The organism is Candidatus Proelusimicrobium volucris (assembly GCF_959605025.1).
Classification (GTDB): Bacteria; Elusimicrobiota; Elusimicrobia; order Elusimicrobiales; family Elusimicrobiaceae; genus Proelusimicrobium; species Proelusimicrobium volucris.
In genome coordinates this window covers 204,548-223,387 of record NZ_CAUHCY010000002.1, presented here as the reverse complement: position 1 = coordinate 223,387, position 18,840 = coordinate 204,548, and the positions used below count along the sequence as shown (strand labels likewise).

14 protein-coding genes are annotated in these 18,840 nt (G+C 44.1%); 9 read left to right on the top strand and 5 right to left on the bottom strand.

Annotated features, from left to right (window positions below; translation table 11 throughout):
- Positions 1–76: 76 nt before the first annotated feature.
- Positions 77–1,276 carry a mechanosensitive ion channel family protein gene (locus tag ACQY3M_RS03100; RefSeq protein WP_428066006.1) on the bottom strand — a complete coding sequence of 400 codons (1,200 nt, stop codon included), beginning with the start codon at positions 1,274–1,276 and terminating at the stop codon, positions 77–79.
- A 66-nt stretch (positions 1,277–1,342) separates the two neighbouring features.
- Between ACQY3M_RS03100 and ACQY3M_RS03095 the strand changes: the two genes are divergently transcribed.
- Complete coding sequence (locus ACQY3M_RS03095) at positions 1,343–2,101, top strand: hypothetical protein (RefSeq protein WP_428066005.1); 759 nt, start codon at positions 1,343–1,345, stop codon at positions 2,099–2,101.
- Between the two features lie 74 nt (positions 2,102–2,175).
- Here the strand turns inward: ACQY3M_RS03095 and dapF are convergent, their stop codons facing one another.
- On the bottom strand, positions 2,176–2,988 hold the full coding sequence (gene dapF / locus ACQY3M_RS03090; protein WP_428066004.1) for a diaminopimelate epimerase: 813 nt from the start codon (positions 2,986–2,988) through the stop codon (positions 2,176–2,178).
- The gene (locus ACQY3M_RS03085) at positions 2,985–4,181 is read right to left on the bottom strand and encodes an LL-diaminopimelate aminotransferase (RefSeq protein ID WP_428066003.1); all 1,197 of its coding nucleotides are present in this window, start codon (positions 4,179–4,181) and stop codon (positions 2,985–2,987) included. Before ACQY3M_RS03085 ends, dapF begins: the two co-directional genes overlap by 4 nt.
- 76 nt (positions 4,182–4,257) lie before the next feature.
- On the opposite strand from ACQY3M_RS03085, the gene ACQY3M_RS03080 reads away from it, so the two are divergent.
- Entirely contained in the window at positions 4,258–4,821 is a 564-nt protein-coding gene (locus ACQY3M_RS03080; RefSeq protein WP_428066002.1) for a GDSL-type esterase/lipase family protein, read from the top strand.
- A 110-nt stretch (positions 4,822–4,931) separates the two neighbouring features.
- Here the strand turns inward: ACQY3M_RS03080 and ACQY3M_RS03075 are convergent, their stop codons facing one another.
- The gene (locus ACQY3M_RS03075) at positions 4,932–5,633 is read right to left on the bottom strand and encodes a hypothetical protein (protein ID WP_428066001.1); all 702 of its coding nucleotides are present in this window, start codon (positions 5,631–5,633) and stop codon (positions 4,932–4,934) included.
- A 122-nt stretch (positions 5,634–5,755) separates the two neighbouring features.
- On the opposite strand from ACQY3M_RS03075, the gene ACQY3M_RS03070 reads away from it, so the two are divergent.
- From ACQY3M_RS03070 to ACQY3M_RS03055, 4 genes are read left to right on the top strand one after another with little or no spacing between them, the layout of a single operon-like run.
- Positions 5,756–8,032 (top strand): bifunctional diguanylate cyclase/phosphodiesterase, encoded by a 2,277-nt coding sequence (locus ACQY3M_RS03070; protein WP_428066000.1) that lies wholly within the window; start codon positions 5,756–5,758, stop codon positions 8,030–8,032.
- Positions 8,033–8,070: 38 nt separating this feature from the next.
- Complete coding sequence (locus ACQY3M_RS03065; protein WP_428065999.1) at positions 8,071–10,509, top strand: heavy metal translocating P-type ATPase; 2,439 nt, start codon at positions 8,071–8,073, stop codon at positions 10,507–10,509.
- A 48-nt stretch (positions 10,510–10,557) separates the two neighbouring features.
- Positions 10,558–12,480 (top strand): NAD(+) synthase, encoded by a 1,923-nt coding sequence (locus ACQY3M_RS03060; protein WP_428065998.1) that lies wholly within the window; start codon positions 10,558–10,560, stop codon positions 12,478–12,480.
- Positions 12,467–13,489, top strand: a complete 1,023-nt coding sequence (locus tag ACQY3M_RS03055; protein ID WP_428065997.1) for an AI-2E family transporter — start codon at positions 12,467–12,469, stop codon at positions 13,487–13,489. Before ACQY3M_RS03060 ends, ACQY3M_RS03055 begins: the two co-directional genes overlap by 14 nt.
- Positions 13,490–13,561: 72 nt before the next feature.
- Here the strand turns inward: ACQY3M_RS03055 and ACQY3M_RS03050 are convergent, their stop codons facing one another.
- On the bottom strand, positions 13,562–14,764 hold the full coding sequence (locus tag ACQY3M_RS03050; protein WP_428065996.1) for a phosphopentomutase: 1,203 nt from the start codon (positions 14,762–14,764) through the stop codon (positions 13,562–13,564).
- 66 nt (positions 14,765–14,830) lie between these two features.
- Here ACQY3M_RS03050 and ACQY3M_RS03045 point away from each other — a divergent pair, with 66 nt between their 5' ends.
- From ACQY3M_RS03045 to ACQY3M_RS03035, 3 genes are all read left to right on the top strand, one after another.
- Positions 14,831–15,337, top strand: coding sequence for a hypothetical protein (locus ACQY3M_RS03045; protein ID WP_428065995.1), 507 nt, complete (start codon positions 14,831–14,833; stop codon positions 15,335–15,337).
- Positions 15,338–15,447: 110 nt separating this feature from the next.
- Complete coding sequence (locus tag ACQY3M_RS03040; RefSeq protein WP_428065994.1) at positions 15,448–17,088, top strand: hypothetical protein; 1,641 nt, start codon at positions 15,448–15,450, stop codon at positions 17,086–17,088.
- Between the two features lie 137 nt (positions 17,089–17,225).
- Positions 17,226–18,776, top strand: coding sequence for a hypothetical protein (locus ACQY3M_RS03035; RefSeq protein WP_428065993.1), 1,551 nt, complete (start codon positions 17,226–17,228; stop codon positions 18,774–18,776).
- Positions 18,777–18,840: the final 64 nt, after the last annotated feature.

Sequence of the window (18,840 nt, the reverse complement as noted above, 5' to 3'; positions counted from 1 at the left end):
TTATTGCTGGCGCCTTATATATAATTTTACCATTTTAATATCGCCTTGGCCAATTCAAGCGAACTTATTAAACCGTTCAATCCGTTCCGTAGCGTTGGTAAACTCTTAAGTCAAAAACATCTATTATGGAAAGGAAGTGATCAAAAATATCGGCCTGTATCCCCTCGTAATCCGTCCAATTGGTATTGGAGGAAAAGGCGTAAATTTCCAAAGGCAAGCCCTCGGTAGTGGGAGCGAGCTGCCTCACCATACAGGTAAATTTATCCGATATATTGGGGTTTTGTTTAAGATAATTGTAGCAATACGCTCTAAAAGTGCCTATATTGCTAAGGCGCCGCGCATTATAATTATCTTCCTTAACGCCGCGCTTTTTGTTTATTTCCTCTATTTCCCTTTCCTTGGCGGAAAGATAATCTTTCAACAAATTCATATGTTTAAGCTTTTCTATATCTTCGTCCTTAAGGAAACGGATACTCTTCATATCTATGTTTATCGCCCGCTTTATGCGCCGCCCGCCGGATTCCGTCATTCCGCGCCAATTGGTGAAAGAATGGGCTATCAAATCATAAGCCGGCACATTAACTATGGTATTATCCCAATTCCTTACCCTGATGGTGGTAAGCAGAATGTCGACGACCTCGCCGTCCGCGCCCTGGCTGGGTATTTCTATCCAGTCGCCGACCCTTACCAAATCGTTCAGAAGCAGCTGAAAGCCCGAGGTTAAACCCAATATGGAATCTTTAAAAATCAACAATATTACGGCCGATAAAGCGGTCAAGCCGCCCAGGAAGTAAAGAGGTTCTTTGTTAAGCAGCGCCGACATCATCAGAATAATGGCCACTATCCACAATATCACCTTTATGGCCTGTACTATCCCTTTAACCGGCAATTTTATGCTGCGCGAAAATTTATCCGATATAACACTCAAAGCCGAACAGAAAACCAAGGTGAACATAATAATCCCCAAGCAGCTTAATACGCGCGATATCATTGAACTGATATTGGGATAATATTCCCCTATAAAAAACGGCAAAGAAGAAGCCAGGAAAGAAACCGCAAACGCGAAGAAGATATTGCTGAACAATTTGTTCTTCGACATTAGGGGCAGCCACCCTTTGGATATAACCGCTCTTTTTTCCAGCAGTTTTTCCACAGCTATCTGCAGGCCCTTGGCTATATATTTGGACAGCGCTATACATACAATCAGCAGAGCCACGCCTATAAGATATTTGAGCTGAGGCGGCAGGGTGGGAAATAAGGTTTCTATAAAAATCATTCTTGCATAACCTCCTTAAAATGATATTATAAGTATATAATTTTAATCTAAAAAATAGGAGTTGCCATGAAAAAGTATATTCTGCTTCTTGCCGCGGCTTTAATTTTGCCGGCAAACGCCAAAGCGCTAAATATTACTGATCCGTTTTTTATGCCCGCGCAAGGCCAAATAATATCGGATACCTCTTTGGGGTTTACGAACAATGCGTTTAAACTTGACAAAAGCTGGGGCCTTTACGAAAGCCTTAGCGCCGGATTTCGCGACAATTTGATGATAGGCTTATCTTTCGGCTGGGCGGATATAAAACACGAAGACAGCGGCCTGCAAGACATCGCCATATACGGCAAATATAGATTTATGAGCGAAATCAGCCACGGCAGATTTTTGGACTTGGATGTCTACTTCAGCCCTAAGATGTTTGATTCCCCTTTTAACGGCGACGAAGGCGCGGCCAAAGGCTCCACCGATTTCGCGATGCACGGCACAATAGGCTCAACGAGCCTGCTTGACAATTTTACTTTGGGCTCTCGCTTCGGCTTTAAATATATGAGCTCCACCGACGCCATGTCTGCCGGATCGGTATGGGATTTAACCGGTTTGGCGAAATACTATTGGGACGATTATAATTCTTTGGGCTTTTCTTTGGGGCTAAAAGGATATTTCGGCTTTGAGGAAGATTTCTTCGGATTTGCTTTCGGCATAGACTATTCTCGCGAAATCATACAGGACAGATTCGCCCTTACGCCCTACTACAACATAGAAAAACACACCAAGGATGTCACCACCTCGGCGGTATGGGGCTTAAACGCCAGATATTTATTTTAAACTAAAGCCATAAACAGAAACCGCGCGTAAAATACGCGCGGTTTTTTATTGCCTAAAAGCAGATTGTTCGGGTTTTACAGATAGGCCGCACCAGTAAAAGCGGTATGGACGGGCCCGCTCATCAAAACATCACCCGCTTTATTTATTTCTATCACCAAAGTTCCGCCGTCGGCTATGATTTCGGCCTTATTCTTTGTTAGGCCCCGTCTTACCGCGCTTACCAGCACCGCGCAAGCGCCGCTGCCGCAGGCGGAAGTTATGCCCGCGCCTCGCTCCCAAACACGCATACGTATTCTTGATGGTGTTATTATCTGGGCAAACTCCACATTGGTACGCTGAGGAAACAGCGGATGCCATTCCACTTCCGGGCCGTTTTGCGCCAAATTTATTTTCTTTATGTCTTTGACAAAAAATACGCAGTGCGGATTACCCATAGACACCGCGCAAGGCGCGTCAAAAGCGGGCAATATCTGCGGAAGACGTAGCGTATCCACTTTCCGGCTTAGCGGTATTTCGTCCCAATTGGTTTTCGCGGGGCCCATATTTACGGTTACCATTTTGCCTTTATATGCTTTAAGAATCTTTTCCCCGGGCGCTTCTATGGTGCACTCTTTTACGCCCCTATTTTTAAACACCCAGTCCGCCACGCAGCGCGCGCCGTTGCCGCAGGCGCCAGCTTCGCTCCCGTCGGAATTATAAATGACCATTTTAATATCGGCTTTCTTTGAAGGTTTTAAAACAAAAAGCTGGTCAAACCCGACGCCCGTTTTTCTGTCGCCAAGGCGCTGTATATCTTTGGCGCTGAGTTTAATGCCGCAGTTTGCGGGCTCGATGATAAAAAAATCATTGCCCAATCCGTCCATTTTAATAAAGGGTATTTTCTTCATAATTTAAGTTTTTCTATCCTCTCCACGGCTTTTATGGTATTCTCGCGCGAGCCAAACGAGGTCAGCCTGAAAAAGCCCTCCCCGCATTCGCCGAACCCGCTGCCGGGCGTACCCACGACATTGGCCTGGCTTAGCAAGATATCAAAAAAATCAAAAGACTTTACACCGCTAGGCAGCTTAAGCCAAATATAAGGCGCGTTCTCCCCGCCGTATACCGTAAGACCCAAAGAGGAAAGCCCCTTTTTTATTATTGAAGCATTGGTCATATAATATTCTATAAGCTGCTTTACCTCCGCTTTGCCCTGCTCGCTGTATACTGCCTGCGCCGCACGCTGAACTATATAGGGGACGCCGTTGAACTTGGTGCAATGGCGCCTGCGCCATAAATCGTTTAAAAGAACTTCCTTGCCTTTGCCCGCACCCTTCAAAGCCAGCGGAACAACCATATAGGCGCATCTAAGGCCAGTAAAGCCCGCCGTCTTGCTGAAAGAACGAACCTCTATCGCCACTTCTTTGGCGCCTTCAATCTCATAAATCGAACGCGGCAAATCTGGCTGGCGAATGTATTCTTTATAGGCGGAATCAAATATTATTACCGAACCGTTCTTTTTGGCATAATCCACCCATTCTTTAAGTTGAGCCTTGCTCAAAACCGCGCCGGTAGGATTGTTGGGGGAACACAAGTAGATTAAATCAGCCTTAAAATCAGGTATTTTTGGCGCGAAATTATTTTCCGCCAGGCAGGGCAGTTTTAACACTTTGCGCCCGGCCATTATATTCGTGTCCAAATAAACGGGATATACCGGATCGGCCACCGCGACCGTAATATCGTCCGAGAAAATCTCCTGTATATTGCCCACGTCGCACTTGGCGCCGTCGCTTACGAAAACCTCCTGCGGGGAAAGTTCTATACCGAAGGCTTCGTAATCGTTCTTTATAATATCTTCAATTAAAAAGGAATATCCCTGCTCGGGGCCGTAGCCGCGGAAAGTTCTTTCGTCAGCCATCTCATCGGACGCTTTATGAAGCGCCTCCACACAGGCCTTGGGCAGAGGGCGGGTAACGTCGCCTATGCCCAAACTGATAATATCGGCCGAAGGATGTTTTTCCTTATATTCCTTCACCTTTTTGGCAATGGCCGGGAAAAGATAATTTTGTTCCAAATTAAGATAATTTTCGTTTATTTTAACCATGGGGATACTCCTTATTTACTAATAGTATATAAAAAATGGTAATATTCCTTGTATGCGATTTTATTATTTAGCCTTTATGTTACTCCTGATAAGCGCTTGCTCCGGCAAACCCGCCAATATGGGCAATAGCGGCAGCGACATTATCGCCTTCGGCGACAGCCTGACCTACGGCTACGGTGCCCCAAAAGATGAAAGTTACCCCGCAGTGCTGGGCGGAATAATCGGCCGGGAAATCATCAACTTGGGCGTAAGCGGCGATACCGCCCAAGACGGAGTTGAAAGAATCGCCGAATTGGACGATTATAACCCTTATATGGTCTTGATAGAGTTTGGCGCAAACGATTATATGCGCAAACGCCCCTTCGATCAAACAAAGCAAGCCCTAAACGATATTGTCGACTATGTTCAAAGAAGAGGCGCAATAGCGGTGATAGTAGATACCGGCGGGCCGGGCATGGGAAAATATACGGATTTGATGAAGGACTTAGCCAAAGAAAAGAAAGCTGTGTTCGTTCCCGCGATAATGGCCGGCATTTTTACGGACCGCTCTCTTAAATCCGATATGATACACCCCAACGCCAAAGGATATGCGATTATCGCTCAACGCATACACAAACGCATAAAACCGTACGTAGAATAGATCATTTGCAATATTTCCACACAATACAAAAACAGGTTTGTTTGCTTTCTTTCCAAAACAGAAATCCGCCCGTAATTGACGGGCGGATTCAATTTCTATCCGATTAAGCTTTATTTCTTAAAAGCGTTTTCCCAAGCTTCAAATTCAGCTTTGGCATCGGCTTTGGCTTGTTTAGCCTTGGCTTTTGCGGCTTCTTTATCGGCTTTGGCTTTGGCAACGGCCTCTTCATACTTGGCTTTAGCCCGCTCTTTTTGCTCTTTATTTTCAGCTTTGGCCTTAGCCTCTTTATACTGGGCTTTGGCATCGGCTATTTTTTGCTCGGCTTTTTCCTCTGCGGCGTCTTTGGCCGCTTCGGCGTCGGCTTTAGCTTGTTCATAGCGCGCTTTTACCGAGTCTTTATTTTCCGCCGCGGCTTCTTTTATATTGCTTTTGGCCTCTTTATACTGGGCTTTGGCGTCGGCTATTTTTTGCTCGGCCTTGGCTTTGGACTGCTCGTTTTTCGCTTTGGCACCGGCTTTGGCCTCTTCATATTTGGCCTTTACCGATGAGCTTCCGCTTTGGGCTGAGGTTTTCAAGCTCTCCTTAAGCTGTTTGACTTGATTCCCTTTATTCTTTACTTCGGCTCTGATAGCCGCCTTTTGGGCTTCCACTTTTTTTGCACAATCTTTTTTATTGCAGTTTTTGGAAAGTTTCTCAATACACATAGTCCTGCAGGTAAGATCCGTCTTGTGGCAAGTGCAAGTATCTTGTGCGGCATAGGCAAAAACCGTTAACAAGCCAAACCCTGCCATTAACGCTAACAATTTCTTCATTTCAAACGACCTCCGTTTTTTCAAATAAAACTCAAGCAGAACTATTGTACAAAATATAGTTCCCTTTTTAATCAAGCCTCTATTTTTGCTAATATAAATTAAAGAGGCTAGAGGTTATTGTTATGCACGAAAAAACGAAAGCAATTTATAAAAATTTTTGGTTTTTTATTTCAATTACGGTAATTCTGCTGGTGGCGAGCCTTTTCGCCTATCTTGATATTCTGCAGAGAAATCTAAAAAAAGATATGCGCGGCAATATTACCGAAATAGCTGAAATGGAAGCAAACGCCTTAAGTTCAAAACTTAAAGAAGAAACACAAACGGTAAAGGCTGTTGCCGGCATTATGGCACAATACTATAATATAACCGACCTTGATACCTTTATAGACATCCTCGACGAAGAAACCCGCAACAACGATTTTACGCAGATGGGCATAATACTCGATGAAGGCGAAGCCTATTTTCACGATCATTCCATGGTTAAAAACTTCCTACCCAAAGAGGATATGGAAAAGATATTGGACGGCCAAACCGTAATAGCGGGCCCCATTGCCGACCCTTACAGCGACAAGCAGCTTGTGGTTATAGCTTCGCCAGTGTTCGTATACGGCAAGCCTCAGGCAGCGATATTCGCCACGCACCCAACTTTCTATTATGAAAGGATTTTGGAAGTCTCCAAATTCGGAGGGCACGGCTATTCCTATATCGTCAACAATGACGGAACCCTTATTATTAAGTCCGCCCATCACCAAGCGGTAAAAACGGCAAAGAACTTGCTGGAATACATGCAGGGCATCAAATTCGAGAAACCAAAAAATATAGATATTTTTGTCAAGGAACTGCTGCAAGGCAAAAGCGGAATTGCCAGCTTGAAAGTAAAAGGGGAACATAAGTTTATGGCCTATATGCCGCTGGGCGTAAACGACTGGTATTTGCTTTTCGTTCTGCCTACGGAACCTTTTATGGGCAGGGTAAACCAAGTAATGTTGATGTCAATTGCGCTGTGCCTGGAAATTATATTGATTTTCACCCTGCTGATGATGCATATCAAAAGAACGGAAACAAAAAACAAAAAAGCTTTTTATCAAAGCGCGTTCATAGATCCGCTTACCGAAAGCGGCAATCTAAATAAGCTCAAGATGGATCTTTCCAAACTGCTGGCGGAAAACAAAGAGGCAAATTACGCCATGGTACTGCTTGATATAGATAAATTTAAGGTAATCAACGAGCTTTACGGCTTCAGGCAGGGCGATATGGTGCTTATACATATTTCCAATGTATTAAAAGACCATTTAAAAGAACACGAAACTTTCGCCAGATTTTCCGGCGACAAGTTCCTGCTGATAATAGAATACAAAGAGAAAGAGGAAATAGAAAAACGCATACGCGAAATATGCAAAGAAATAAAAAACTGTTATGCCTCCACCGATTTGAATTATGAAATAATAACAAACTGCGGAATATTCCCGGTAGAGCGAGGCTTGCCTTTCTACCTTATGCTAGACAGAGTCAATTTGGCGTGTTCGGAAGTAAAAAAGAATAAATCTACAAATTTCGCCTTTTACCGCGACTTTTCCATAAAGCAAATCCTTACGGAAAAATCCATAGAAAACGGCATGCGGGAAGCCCTCGCCAATGAGCAGTTCAAAATATATTTTCAGCCTAAAGTAAATTTAAACAGCCTCAAGATGGAAGGCGCGGAAATATTGGTGCGCTGGCAGCATCCCGCAAAAGGAATGATAATGCCCGACATATTTATCCCGATATTCGAAAGCAACGGTTTTATTTTGGATCTTGATATGTTTATGCTGGAAAGCGCAGCCAAGGAACTGCGCGCCTGTATTGATGAGGGATTGGAACCGGTGCACTTGGCCATAAATTTTTCCAGGCTGCATATAAACAATCCAAAATTCTGCGAAGAATTTAAACAAACGGCGGATTTTTACAAAATTCCGCCAAACCTGCTTGAGGCCGAGATTACCGAAAGCACCTTGCTGGACAATTTGGACAAGATGGAAGAAGTAATCAAACAATTCCACAAAGAGGGCTATCTTATAGCGATAGACGATTTTGGGGCGGGGTATTCCTCGCTCAACGTGATGAAAAGCCTGCATTTTGACACTTTGAAAATGGATAAAGAATTTCTCAAAACGCAAGGGGACCCGCAAAGAGCGAAAGATATTATCGCCGGAACGGTAAAGATGATGAAGTCCCTCGGGATAACCATAGTTGCCGAAGGCGTGGAAACTTGCGAACAGGCACAATTTTTAAAGGAAATAGGCTGCGATATGGGGCAGGGGTATCTGTTCTCCAAACCCGTACCGATAGAGGAGTTTCGCAAAATGTTAAGGAACAATGACTTTTCCGACAGGATGAAGTCTTATTCCGAAAACAAGTAAAAGCGGTTTCCAAAAAACAAAGCCTGCTTTAAAGCGTTATGAAACAAACTTTTTTGATTACTGGAATGTCCTGCGCCGCCTGCTCTGCGGCGGTGGAGAGAAGCGTACGCGCCCTTAAAGGCGTCAAAGAAGCGCGCGTGAACTTGTTGCTTAACACGCTAAGCGTACAATTTGAGGAAGACGCCGTATCCGAGCGGGATATTATCTCCGCCGTAATACGGGCGGGATACGGCGCAAGCGTCCTGCAAAATAACGCCGCGCCCGCAAAAAAAGATTTTTCCCCCACAAAGAAAAGGCTTATCCTTTCCTTTATTCTTCTAATACCGCTGATGTATATATCCATGGGGGCTATGTTCGGCCTACCCTTGGCAAAAGCCCTTTCGCCCGTCTTGAACGGCTGTCTGCAGGCTTTATTTACTCTGGCGATCGTCGGCCTGAATTTTAGATATTTTCTATCCGGCTTTAGGAGCCTTTTTAAAGGCTCGCCCAATATGGACAGCCTGGTAGCGATAGGTTCGGGCGCGGCTTTGTTTTACAGTTTATACTCCTTAGCGGGGATATTGCTGGCGGCGAAAGCTGGCGACTACGGCCACGCCGAACATCTGTCGCACAGCCTGTATTTTGAATCCGCGGCAGTGATCCTAAGCGTTGTAAGTCTTGGCAAATTTCTGGAGGAACGCGCCAAAAGCCGCACTTCCAAAGCCATAGAGAAACTTATCGATTTGGCGCCCCAAACGGCGGAGGTTATCCGCGGCGGCAAAAACCAAAATATACCCGTAGCCCAACTCACACAAGGCGATTTGATAGTCATAAGAAGCGGGCAGCGCCTCCCCGCGGACGGTATTATTGACAAGGGCGAAGGTTTTATGGACGAATCGTTCGTCACCGGGGAAAGCGTCCCCGTACACAAAAAAGCGGGCGACAAAGTAATTTGCGCGACGATAAATACCGACGGATATTTTATTTTTAAGGCGGAAAAAGTCGGCGATAATACAACTCTTGCCCAAATAATCAAATTAATGAGGGACGTAAATGCCTCAAAGCCGCCGATAGCCGAACTGGCCGACAAAATAAGCTCCGTTTTCGTGCCTGCGGTAATCGCCATAGCATTAATAAGCGCAGTTATCTGGCTTTTGGCGGGGTATTCTTTCCCCTTCGCGCTTAACTGCGCCGTTGCGGTATTGGTAATATCCTGCCCTTGCGCTTTGGGCTTGGCTACGCCTACCGCCATTATGTGCGCTACCGGCAGCGGCGCAAGGAACGGCGTCTTGATAAAAAACGCAAAAAGCATTCAAACGGGCATAAAAATTGACTGTATAGTCTTGGATAAAACCGGCACACTGACGCAAGGCAAGCCCGCGGTAACGGATATCGTCGCAAAGGATGAAAATATACTTATCTCGGCCGCCGCCGGCATAGAGGCTTTATCCTCCCACCCCTTGGCCAAAGCCATAACCGATTACGCAAAGCAAAACAACATAACCCCGTTTAAGGCCGAAAACTTCCGCTACGGAGAAGGCTTCGGCGTAAAAGCGTTGTGTCAAGGCAAAGAAACTTTAGCCGGGAATTTAAAATTGATGGATAAAGAAAGCGTAGACGTATCGGAATTTAAACAAAAAGCGCGTCAGCTCTCTGAGCAAGGCAAAACGGTTTTGTTTTTCACTCAAGACAAAACCGCATTGGGGCTAATCGCTTTGGCCGACCAAATCAAACCCGACGCCAAAGAGGCTTTAAAAGCCTTTCGTGAAATGGGCCTTGAAGTATATATGCTTACGGGCGACAATGAACTTACCGCTTCGGCTTTGGCAAAAGAACTGGGAATAGAAAATTTTAAAGCGGAAGTATTGCCCGCGGATAAAGAAAATTTCGTCCGAGATCTTCAAAAGCAGGGCAAAACCGCCGCGATGATAGGCGACGGCATAAACGACGCCCCCGCCCTCGCCCGGGCAGACCTCGCCATAGCCATCGGCGCAGGCAGTGATATCGCCGCAGACTCTGCCGACATAGTGCTTATGCACGATAAACTTTCCGACGCGGCCTACGCCATTAGACTAAGCCGCGTGGCGATAACCAACATCAAGCAAAACCTGTTTTGGGCGCTGTTTTATAATGCCGCGGGCATACCGCTGGCGGCAGGCGTTTTCTATAAAGCCTTGGGCTGGCAGCTAAACCCCATGTTCGCCGCCAGCGCTATGGCTTTAAGTTCCGTTTGCGTAGTTTTAAACTCTTTAAGACTCGCCAATTTCAATCCCGTAAAAAACAAGGAGAATTATATGACAAAAATTATCCATATTGAAGGTATGGCCTGCCAACACTGCGCGGGCAGAGTCAAAACCGCGCTGGCGGCTTTGGGAATAGATGCTGAAATAGACTTGAACGCAAAAACCGCCACGGCCCAAATACCGCAAAACATTTCGGACCAAGATATTATCCGCGCGGTAGAAAACGCGGGCTATAAAGTAACGGGGATAAAATAATATTGGCAAAATTGCCGTTTTCCCCCTTTTTTTGCTAATTTATATATTATGAATTACGGTTTTATAAAGGCGGCCGCGATAATACCGCAAGTGCTGCCGGCAAATACGGAATTTAACCGAGCGGAAATAGTCAAAGCGGTTAAGGAAGCATCTTCGCGCGGAGCGAATTTCGCCCTGCTGCCAGAGCTTTCTTTGACGGGTTATACCTGCGGGGATTTGTTTCTTAATCCGCTATTGATAAATGCCGCTCTTAAACAACTTTTGACAGCGGCGCAACAAACTAAGGCCTTGGATATCGTGACGATATTGGGTTTGCCTTTGTTGTTTGAGGGCAAACTGATAAACGCCGCGGCCGTATTGCATAAAGGCGAAATAATGGGGATAGTACCCAAAACCTTCCTGCCCAATTATAAAGAATTTTACGAGAAAAGATATTTTTCTTCCGCCGCCGATATACAAAACAAAACGATAATCATCGGCGGGAAAGAAATACCTCTCGGCACGGATTTGCTCTTTAAGACAAAAGACGCCGTTTTCACCGTAGAAATATGCGAGGACCTCTGGGCGCCGATACCGCCTTCTTCCTTCGCGGCGCAGGCGGGCGCGGAAATCATTTTCAATCTTTCCGCCTCCGATGAGCTTACCGGCAAATATCAATATCTTAAAAGTTTGGCAAGCCAGCAATCGGCAAGGTGCCTGGCGGGATATGTCTATGCCTCTTGCGGCTTCGGAGAATCTACAAGCGACGCCGTTTTTGCCGGCAACGCCTTTATTTTTGAAAACGGGACCTTGCTTGAAAAATCCGAACGCTTCAGCCTAAAACCGCAAATAATGATGAGCGAAATTGACGTCCAAGCCTTAAGGAACGAAAGGCTGACAAACACCACTTTTAAAGACTGCGCGTCAAACTGCAAAAAAGAATACAGAACTGTTGAAATAAACTCAGGCGCTAAAGAAATAAAACTAAGCAGAAAAATAAATTCATCTCCTTTCGTGCCTCAGGGCTTCGCCGCGGAAGAAAGATTTTCCGAAATAACGGAAATCCAAGCCGCCGCTTTGGCAAAACGCATCATGCACACCAAAGCACGCAAACTGGTTATAGGGGTTTCGGGCGGGCTGGATTCCACCTTGGCGCTTTTAATCTGCAAAAAAACTCTTGATAGACTCAATTTGCCCGCAAGCGATATCCTGGCCGTTACAATGCCAGGTTTCGGCACCACGGACAGGACTTACCGCAACGCCGTAAAACTAATCAAACTGCTGGGCGCAGATTTTAAGGAGATAGACATTAAACAAGCCTGCCTAACGCACTTTAAAGATATAGGGCATAACAAGAATTTGAAAGATTCCGTTTATGAAAATGCCCAAGCACGCGAACGCACACAAATACTGATGGATCTGGCAAACAAATACGGCGGGTTGGTTATAGGTACTGGCGATATGTCGGAATTGGCTTTGGGCTGGGCTACGTTCAACGGGGATCATATGTCTATGTACGGCGTCAACTGCGGTGTGCCAAAAACTTTGGTAAAACATTTGGTCAAATATTTGGCGCAAAAGAACGACAATTCGGAAGTAAAAAACATATTGCTTGATATTGTCGATACCCCAATCAGCCCCGAGCTTCTGCCCGCGGACAAAAGCGGGAAAATTGCTCAAAAGACGGAAGATTTTGTCGGTCCCTATGAACTGCACGATTTCTTCCTGTATTATTTTTTGAGATATAACTTCGAGCCGAAAAAGATACTATTCCTGGCACAATACGCTTTTAAAGATAAATATTCCAAAAATCAAATACTCAAATGGCTTAGAGTGTTTTTTAGAAGATTTTTCAGCCAGCAGTTTAAAAGATCCTGCCTGCCCGACGGCCCGAAAATAGGCTCCGCCGCCATAAGCCCGCGCGCGGACCTGCGCCTGCCAAGCGACATCGGCGGAGATTTATGGCTTAAGGATATAGATGAAGACAAATAATATAAATAAAAAGTTGGAACAGTTCGCCGCGGCAAATAATGTCTGCCTGATGATACTCGCCGCGGGCGCGCTTACGGCGTTTCTGGTTTACACGAGAGTCATTTTAATGCCTTTCGTAATCGCTTATTTTATCTACATGCTTTTAAATACCGCCGCGGCGTATATGAAAGAAAAATGGCACGTCCCTACCTTTCTGGGCCTTTTGGCTACGGTATTGTTGTTCGTTTGCCTTTCGGTTCTTTCGATATTCTTCATTTCCGCCTCAATAGAATCTTTTATCCAAAGCACCGATATTTACGCCTCAAAACTTAATGATACCATCGACTGGTTTATTTTGACGGCGCAAAAAATGGGCATAGTGTTAAACTCAGAAGTGCTGATGAACTACCTTAACAATATACCCGTTTTCAATATGGTCAAAACCATGGGCAGCAATATTGTTTCCATATTCACCAATGCGGGTTTAATTTCGCTGTTCGTAATATTTATTTTTATGAGCAGCACCAAGGAAAAAACAAATTTCGTAAGCAATATAGAAAAGCAAATTTCCTATTACCTGATAATAAAAATCCTCGTTTCTCTATTGACGGGTTTCTTTACCTGGCTTACGCTTACTTTGGTCGGGGCAGAGCTGGCTTTAATGATAGCGTTTATTACCTTCGCGCTGAATTTTATCCCAAACATCGGGCCTTTTATAGCCACTATGCTGCCGATACCGGTGCTTTTCCTGCAATACGGGTTTGACTGGCATATAATATTGGCGATTTCCTTGTTGATTACGATACATTTCGTCATAGGCAATATACTTGAAACGAAATGGCTGGGCAAGGGTATGGATTTAAACCCAGTAATAGTTATAGCCTGTTTAATCTTTTGGGCTTTGGTTTGGGGCGTTATGGGAGCTTTGCTGGCCGTACCGCTTACCTCAATAGCCAAAATGATTTTCGAACGTTATAAGCCTACCCGCCCCTTGGCGGCAATTCTTGCCGGGCGCAGATTGTTGGGATAATGGCGCCGACAAAATTTAAACGCGAAAACCCCCGCATAACCGCGGGGGCTTATCTTTTTATGATTTAATTGCTTAGAGGAAACTCTTTCCGTTTAAGGGCGCTTTGAGCTTAAAATAATCGGCTATCGTCGCGGCTATATCCGAAAAACTCTCCCGCCCGCCGATAAAGCCAGGTTCAACCTTCTTGCCGAACATTATCACCGGCACCTGCTCGCGGGTATGATCGCTGCCTTTATAATGCGGATCGCAGCCGTGGTCGGCGGTTATAAAGACGATGTCTTCATCTTCAAGTATCGCCGCCAAATCTTTTAATCTGGAATCAAAATATTCCAAACCTTCGGCATAGCCTTTTATATCGCGGCGGTGGCCCCAAGTCATATCGAAATCCACAAAGTTGGTAAATATTATGCTGCCTTTGGGCGCGGATTTAACTTCGCTTAAAGTTACATCCCAAAGCTCCTCAAGACCGCTGGCTTTTACCGCGCGGGTAATGCCCTGCGCGGCGAAAATATCGGATATTTTTCCGACAGATATTACCTGCCCGCCAGCCTCTTTCATAATATCAAGCACCGTGGGAGCGGGCGGCTTGACGGAATAATCGTGGCGGTTCTTAGTGCGTTTAAATTCGCCCGCTTTCTCGCCCTCAAAAGGCCGCGCTATTACGCGCGCTATATTGTATGGCTTTAAATGTTTGAAAGCTATCTCGCAAAGACGATATAATTTATCCAAACCGAAATATTTTTCGTGCGCCGCGATTTGGAACACGCTGTCGGCCGAAGTATAGCATATCGGCAAACCCGTCTTTATATGCTCCTCGCCGAGTTCATTTATTATCACCGTGCCCGAAGCCGCCTTATTGCCCAGTATTCCCTTTAGGCCGGCTTCCTCGCATATCGCTTTTATCAAATCCTCCGGAAAAGACGGATACTCCGGTTTAAAATAACCCCAATTAAAAGTTACCGGCACGCCAGCCATTTCCCAATGGCCGGAAGAAGTGTCTTTCCCTTTGCTTACTTCCTTCATATATCCATATTTTGAAGGCAAATCAAAATCCGCTTTCGCGCTTTCGTCGGTAGGGGCGGATACTCCGCAAGAAGCCTTGCCCGCCTCTACAAGACCAAGTTTCTTTAAATTAGGCACCCTAAGATTTTTATAGTTTTCGGCTATGTGCAAAAAAGTGTTTGCACCTTCATCTCCAAAAGAAGCCGCATCCTTAGCGCCGCCGATGCCGAAAGAATCCATCATCAAGATAACAACTCTGCCTTTAGCCTGCATAAAACCTCCGAGAACTGATATAATTTCAATGTATATTAAAAAGATTTGCTTAGCAAGGGGGTAGCTATGAATAACGCCTATAAAAATATGAGAGGCTTCTGGCTGGACGTAAACAATTTGGAAAGCAAAAAAGAACTTAAAGGCATCGGCAAGGAAGAAATCCTGGTGGCCGGGCTGGAATATTGTATGAAGGACCATAACGGCATACTAAAAAATATCATCTTGGCAGCCTCCGTATTGGGCAACGCCAGCCTCTACTTCGAAAACAACAGCCCCGCAGGCATAGGCGGGCTTATCGGAGAGAACGAGGACAGCGTAAAGAACGCCGCCCTTACCTTTATAGAGGAAGGCGCCAAACTCTGCGACAAAATGATGCCTTGCGACATTCTGCCTGAGCCAAAGGATCCATCCAAAATAACGCTTTTCGTCATAAATAAAAACAAGACTTTCTATATTACCATTGATGAACTGTCGGCAAGAAACACCTCCGGCGATTTCTATAAATTCTACGCTTACAGCCAACAGCTTATAAGCGTATTCAGACAAAAAGAAGAACAAGCAAAAAAGAAATAAACTTTACCATTTAAGCGCAAGATCGCAACTAGTCTTCGTGCCAAAAGGCCCACCTTTAAATGGGCCTTTTAGCTCTTTTCATTACGCTTTTATTTATATAAATTTTAAATATGAAGAGTTTTTTATTACTATTGTTCGCTACCCTTTACGGTGCCTGCCCGGCCTTCGCCGCGAGCAGCCAGTATTTCTTGAAAACACGAAGCGATTTCTACCGCAATAAGGGCCAAAAAGAATACATCATAGACCATATAGTCGACATGACTCCCGCGCCTTTCAAAATTATAGACAAAAGAAGCGGCGCAGAAATACCCATAAGCCAGGAAAACAGCCCGGTAAACGTCACAAAGGCCTATAACGATTGGTTTAAAAATCTTAACGATTTCATAGTCAAACAAGGGCGGCAGGAAGAGTTTGCCTTCTTTCAAGATATAATAGATTTCGGGATGTCGGATAAAGTAGTATATCCGGAATACGAAAATGACATCGACAAAGCAAATGGACTTACGGTATATCTCGCTTTTGAAAACGATCCTTATTGGAAAACAATAAAAACTTTGGCGGGCGGGCTTTTCTTAAGGGATTACGACAAAATCTTTATATATATCAATATGGAAAGCGAAAAGGACCTTCAAAAGGTTCTCACCCACGAGGTAGGCCACAGCTTGGGAATAAGCGATGCTTATATGGGCGGACCAATGTTAAAAGAAATAGAATACGGCAGCGACTTAAAACCTTCCTTAATGGGAAAGGAGTTAACTTTCACCTGCGATGATGCCGACGCCTTAATGAATGTTATATATAAAACCTTACGATATAAAAACAAGCTGCCTCAGTATTTCATCAAAGAAGCAGATCAACCCCTCAAAGCACTTAAGGACAATAAAAAAACACAGGAAAAGTTTAAAGCAAAACTTATAAACTATTTTGAGTTCAAATCGTTTTGCCGAACCGAAAATCAAGAACCTGTAATTTTAAGAGATACTAAACAAATTAACAGAAAGCCTATTATCTCTTACGTAAAAGGGCATTACTATATAGTGGAGTTTTGCAAAAACGGCGACATTAAAGACACTTTGGAAATAAATGCGTTAGAACCTATCAATCTATTTAAAAAAGAAAGGAAAAAGGTTTGCGAGTCTATTCCATATCAAGCGGAAAAACCAGATATATCCTTGGAGCAGAATTTAACTTTCAAATTTGTAGACTTATACTCAGGCGCCCAAGAGAAAATACCCGCCGCAAAGAATACCGTCATCTATGAACACGTAGCCAATATTATACGGGAAATAAGATTTAAAGAGGGAACGGCCAAAACAACCGTAAGAGTCAAAGATAAAGACGGAGGGTTATTATATATCTATGCTCTTTTAGATGACGGATACGCTTTCTTATATTCGCTTGCGGAAAGAGTGGCAATGCTATACGATACCCTCACCCCTTCATCTTTTGTGGGAATGAAATTTTATTACAGCAGCCAACCCATTGAAGAAATAGGCATAAACAATCCGGCTATGCGGCAAGAACTGCGCAAGATTTATAACCTTTTCCGATACGACGGGGAAAAACCCTACGGAGTTTTTGAAACGGGCGCAGCACCCGAACAGATTTTACAACAAGGAATACGCTGGCAGGAATATCTTAACGAATATTATCCGCACAGCAACGCAGCCGTCAACTATGAGGACCTGAAAATAACTGATAAGGATATCGTGGATTTTGGCAAGAATATTAAAGGCTTAACAAGAATATAAAATACTTTGATATTGCTTAAAACAACTTCTGAATATTGCGTCCGCTTTAACAGTATCATTTTTACGCCCTAAAGGCCCAAATGAATTTAGGTCTTTTTACCCTGTATTTTTTATTTTCTTTTATATAGACTTTAATTATGAATAAACTTTTATTTTCTCTTTTATTTGCAATTACGTCGTCGGCCCTTTATGCGGCGCCGTATGTGCTTTTGCAATCGCATTTAGATTCCGATATTCGCGGCAGCCAAAGATACGCCATTGACCATATCGTGAACCAAGAAAGTATTGCCTACCTAATATTCATAAGGCAAAACAACACGCAAACGCCGCTGACACCGGATAAAGCAACAGTAGATCCGACTAAAGCTTATAATGCCTGGTTCGAAAATCTTAACGATTTAATAACAGCCCAAAACCGCGAGGAAGAATTTTCCTTTATGCGGGATATAATAGAATTTGGAATGTCGGAAAAAGTACTTTACCATGCAGATGAGGAACTTGTAAGCATAAACGCAGGATTATCCATTGGCATTTTGGAAACAGATGACCCTTACTGGAACCGTTTGAAAACTTTAGCTTCCGGCTCTTTTGACAAAGGCCTTCTTAGCACATTCATATATTTAAGACAAGCTTCCCCCGCCATTATGCAACAGGTACTAATACACGAAGTCGGCCACAGTTTGGGTATAGCCGACTCTTACGGAGGCGGCGCTAAATTGAAAGACATCGTATACAGCAGCGATCTGCGCCCGTCAATAATGGATAGGGCAAGAGATCTTACCTGCGATGACGCCGACGCGCTGGCAAATGCCATCTATCTTACAATGAGAAAAACAAACAAAATACCCCAAGACTACCAGGATTTGGCAAACAATTTTGAGTTTAAATCTTTTTGTCCTAACGAAAATGGCGAAAGAATATCTTTCCGCAACGGCATGCAAACAAACAAGAAACCGATGTTGAACTTTTTTAACGGTTGTTATTACATTACCGAATTTTGCAAAACCGGACAAATAAAATCTTCCCTGAAAATAGATTTTAGGGCTCCTCTCGACCTTTTGGAAAAAACTACGCGCACGGAGTGCGACGCCATACCCTATACCTTAAAGGTGCCAGACCTTCCTAAAGACGACGGGCACAAATATATCCTTGTGGACTTAACATCGGATAAAAGAAAAAAAGTGCCCGCAGATAAAAACACCATCGTATATGAATATGCCCCAGGCGGAATAATCCGGGAAATAACTTTTAACAATGAAGTATCTCGCACGATGGTGAAAATAAAAAACAATGAAGGCAGACTCCTTTATGTGTACGCCATTTTGGACGATCAAAGAGCATTGGCATACGCCGTAACGGACAGAACCATGTTCGTTTACAATATGCGCAATTATAACAAGTTCGCCATAATACAAAGCCGAGATAATAAAATCTCCTCGTCAGATCAGGAATTGATTACCCCGGAAGAAGCAAAAAAGATAAGAGATTTCATCAACAAAGGGCGCCGTTGGCTTTACGGCACTTTTGAAAGTGGAACCACAACGGATAAGCATATCCTGCAAGCTACCCGTTGGCAAGGATATTTACAAAAATATTATCCGCATAAGGACTTCAAAACGAAAGCCATAAAGATAAGCAAGAAGGATTTAGAACGCTTTGGGAAAGGGTTAAACAAAAACTTTTTCTAGATAAATACTACAAACCGACAAACAAAATCCCGGCCTTAAAGCCGGGATTTATTTCCTTTAAACA

What these genes read in the sequence shown, in the direction of transcription:
- ACQY3M_RS03100 (WP_428066006.1), bottom strand. Translation starts at nt 1,276, where the DNA reads ATGATTTTTATAGAAACCTTATTTCCCACCCTGCCGCCTCAGCTCAAA.
- ACQY3M_RS03095 (WP_428066005.1), top strand. Translation starts at nt 1,343, where the DNA reads ATGAAAAAGTATATTCTGCTTCTTGCCGCGGCTTTAATTTTGCCGGCA.
- dapF (WP_428066004.1), bottom strand. Translation starts at nt 2,988, where the DNA reads ATGAAGAAAATACCCTTTATTAAAATGGACGGATTGGGCAATGATTTT.
- ACQY3M_RS03085 (WP_428066003.1), bottom strand. Translation starts at nt 4,181, where the DNA reads ATGGTTAAAATAAACGAAAATTATCTTAATTTGGAACAAAATTATCTT.
- ACQY3M_RS03080 (WP_428066002.1), top strand. Translation starts at nt 4,258, where the DNA reads ATGTTACTCCTGATAAGCGCTTGCTCCGGCAAACCCGCCAATATGGGC.
- ACQY3M_RS03075 (WP_428066001.1), bottom strand. Translation starts at nt 5,633, where the DNA reads ATGAAGAAATTGTTAGCGTTAATGGCAGGGTTTGGCTTGTTAACGGTT.
- ACQY3M_RS03070 (WP_428066000.1), top strand. Translation starts at nt 5,756, where the DNA reads ATGCACGAAAAAACGAAAGCAATTTATAAAAATTTTTGGTTTTTTATT.
- ACQY3M_RS03065 (WP_428065999.1), top strand. Translation starts at nt 8,071, where the DNA reads ATGAAACAAACTTTTTTGATTACTGGAATGTCCTGCGCCGCCTGCTCT.
- ACQY3M_RS03060 (WP_428065998.1), top strand. Translation starts at nt 10,558, where the DNA reads ATGAATTACGGTTTTATAAAGGCGGCCGCGATAATACCGCAAGTGCTG.
- ACQY3M_RS03055 (WP_428065997.1), top strand. Translation starts at nt 12,467, where the DNA reads ATGAAGACAAATAATATAAATAAAAAGTTGGAACAGTTCGCCGCGGCA.
- ACQY3M_RS03050 (WP_428065996.1), bottom strand. Translation starts at nt 14,764, where the DNA reads ATGCAGGCTAAAGGCAGAGTTGTTATCTTGATGATGGATTCTTTCGGC.
- ACQY3M_RS03045 (WP_428065995.1), top strand. Translation starts at nt 14,831, where the DNA reads ATGAATAACGCCTATAAAAATATGAGAGGCTTCTGGCTGGACGTAAAC.
- ACQY3M_RS03040 (WP_428065994.1), top strand. Translation starts at nt 15,448, where the DNA reads ATGAAGAGTTTTTTATTACTATTGTTCGCTACCCTTTACGGTGCCTGC.
- ACQY3M_RS03035 (WP_428065993.1), top strand. Translation starts at nt 17,226, where the DNA reads ATGAATAAACTTTTATTTTCTCTTTTATTTGCAATTACGTCGTCGGCC.